General features: G+C 40.5%; 3 protein-coding genes. 1 reads left to right on the forward strand and 2 read right to left on the reverse strand.

Annotated features, from left to right (window positions below):
• Positions 1–442: sugar phosphate nucleotidyltransferase (locus Q0277_RS08955; protein ID WP_297997383.1), on the reverse strand; the 442-nt coding region annotated here is incomplete at its 3' end.
• Positions 443–497: 55 nt separating this feature from the next.
• Here Q0277_RS08955 and Q0277_RS08960 point away from each other — a divergent pair.
• Positions 498–1889, forward strand: a complete 1392-nt coding sequence (locus tag Q0277_RS08960; protein ID WP_297997385.1) for an OprD family outer membrane porin — start codon at positions 498–500, stop codon at positions 1887–1889.
• 361 nt (positions 1890–2250) lie between these two features.
• Here Q0277_RS08960 and Q0277_RS08965 read toward each other — a convergent pair.
• On the reverse strand, positions 2251–2787 hold a 537-nt coding region (locus Q0277_RS08965; protein WP_297997387.1), incomplete at its 5' end, for a hypothetical protein.

A 2787-nucleotide genomic window follows, 5' to 3' on the forward strand; every position in this document is an offset into this window, starting at 1 on the left:
TAACTGGTGCTAAATCTTCACTTCTAGTGTAAATTTTCCAATCTTTATCATATAAGTTAATTCCAACTTCTTCAGATTTTTTAATCAAATCCAAGTTTGCTTCAAGGTATGAATCATAAGTTCCTACATCTTTCCAGTAACTGTCGTAAGTGTGAACATAAACTTTTCTATCATTTTGAATCATTGCAGGAATTACATGCATTCCAAAGTCTAAATCATCATTTGGAAGACCTTCAAGATATTCTAACAATGTGTCAGTGTTAAAAATATAAATTCCCATTGAAGCTAAATTGCTTTTTGGTTCAGCAGGTTTTTCTTCAAAACTAAGAATTTTTTTATTTTTATCTACTTCAAAAATTCCAAATCTACTTGCTTCTTCAATTGGCACAGGTTGAACTGCAATTGTAAGTTCAGCGCCATTTTCTTCGTGTTCTTTTAACATCCATTTATAATTCATTTTATAAATATTTGTAAATCTTTATGAAAGGAGATTTCGAATGAAACTCATCAAACTAAGTTTAGCTGCGGCGGTTTGCGCATGTGCGGTATCCTCGCTAAGCGCGGCGGATAGCGTAGCCGAGGCGATCACTAACGGTAAGCTTGGCGGAACGGTAAAGACCACTTACGCCAATAAAACGGTAGACAATAGAGGCGAAGCCGCTACGGGCGATAACGACTACGAGGCATTCGGCGTGGGTCTTGAACTTGGATATGTCACCGATCCTCTTTACGGCTTTAGAATAGGGCTTACCGGGCAAGGCTGGTTGATGCCGTATCATGTAGGCTCAAGCAATAAGATCGCCTACGATAAGGAGTGGTATACTAAAGGTGCGGTATTATCGGAATTATACCTAGGATACGGCATAGGAAATACCGATATAAAGGCGGGTAGACAATATGTCGTAACTCCGCTCGTTGCGGGCAACTATACGAGGGCGTTTAAAGAGGCTTTCGAGGGCGTGGCGGTATCTAACAAAGATATCCCCGATACTACATTGTGGGGCGGATGGTTTTATAAATTCCAAGGAAGGAGTAAAACCGCTATGGGCGCTCCGGCAGGCGAAGGAAAAGCTCCTTTGTTTAAAGATAGGGTGATTCTGGGTAATATGACGGGTCCGGTCGCCGTAAAATTTGAAAATATCTTCTCCGCATATGTTCAAAACAAATCCTTGCCTTATACTACTTTAACCGGCGCTTACGCAGCGGTAACGGACGTAAAACCCGCTAACGCATTAAAAGACGGCGACGTTAGCTTGTATCTTGCCGAGGCAAATGTAAAAGTGCCGGTAGGCGAAATTTTAAAGCTAGGATTTGATCTTAACTACAAAGGCTCGCGCGTGGACGGAGGGCTGGAGCCAAGAAGGCTTGACGGCGATATGTTCGGTGCAAGAGTCTCGGTTAGCGAGTTTTTTGGATTCGGTCTATCGTATGCTTATACGACCGTTAGCGACGACGATGCCGTTATTTTGGGCGTCGGCAACGGCCCTGGATCATACACCGCTCTGCCTATTAGAGGTCCATTCGTATTCACGGGATACGCGGGTATGGATACGCATAAGGTCGTGCTTGATTACGACTTCGGCGCTATCGGCTTGGACGGCTTCAAAACCGCGCTACACTACGTAAAAGGCGATCAGGACAGAGTAGGCGGCACGAATAATATCAATGCTAGCGGGGCTGCGGGTCAAAGGGTCGGCACCAGCATGGACGTAGAGGGCTGGGCGGTAACGGCAAACTACGCTCCCAAGGCCGTGAAGGGACTAAGCTTGGGCGTAACCTACACTGCGCTTGAGAGAAGCGACCACTACGCTAGCGGCGTAAATAGGAAGTTCGACGAGAACGAGATATGGTTGCAAGCTGCATATAAATTTGATCTAAGCGGCGACTAAAATTTTAAAGAGCGGGAGTATTTTCCGCTCTTTCTCATCCGTATTATTCTGCCTCATATATGACGCAAAAAAGGGCGTTTAAATCCGAAAAATTTACTCTTTCTCATCTGCATTATCAAGCGGGCTCGCGCTTGATAAATGTTTCATCCTAGCTCCTTAAATTTAAACATGCTCTTAAATTTTAAATGAAACGGAGGTAAAATTTATCTCTAAAATTTCGCCGCAGAGCTTGACGTACCGAAATTTAAATAAAGCTTGGGCGTTGAAATTTTGACGAGGATTTTGTTCTGCGCGCTTTATAGGAATTTTAAATTTATAAGAATTTTAGAAATTTCCTTATAATTACAAGAAATATACCTTTCTAGCATTTTAAATCTTTTGATACAAAAGTTACTTGAATATTTTCTTTCGGGACAAATTTATTTAAACTTGCACCGCCTCTATACTCTTCTAATGCGTCTTTTAAAATTTTAACTATTTCATCCCTTGATATACCATAAGTATGGGTTTTTATAGACTTTAATTCATATAAGATTTTAAAAGGGTTGTCCGTAATTTTCGTGCTAGTATTTTTATTATTTATATCTCTTAAATCAAGCTCAATATCTTGATCATCATAGTGTAAAACCCAGATCCGTTCCCCGCTCCATCCATCTCTATGATCTGGCAAATGTAAATTAACGACAGATATTAGCCAAATGTCTCTTTGCCTATCAATCACCCAGTAGAGTTGATCAATTAAATAATCCGAATATTCTTCTTCATTATATTTGCGACAGCATGAATTTATAATATTTACAATATCATATTTCTTCAAGTCCTCTTTAGAAATATATTCCGCAACAAACGCCATTCTCTCCTCCTTAAGAAATTTAATAATCTTAGATTTTACGATATG

Source organism: uncultured Campylobacter sp. (assembly GCF_938030815.1).
In the GTDB taxonomy this organism is placed as follows: Bacteria; Campylobacterota; Campylobacteria; order Campylobacterales; family Campylobacteraceae; genus Campylobacter_B.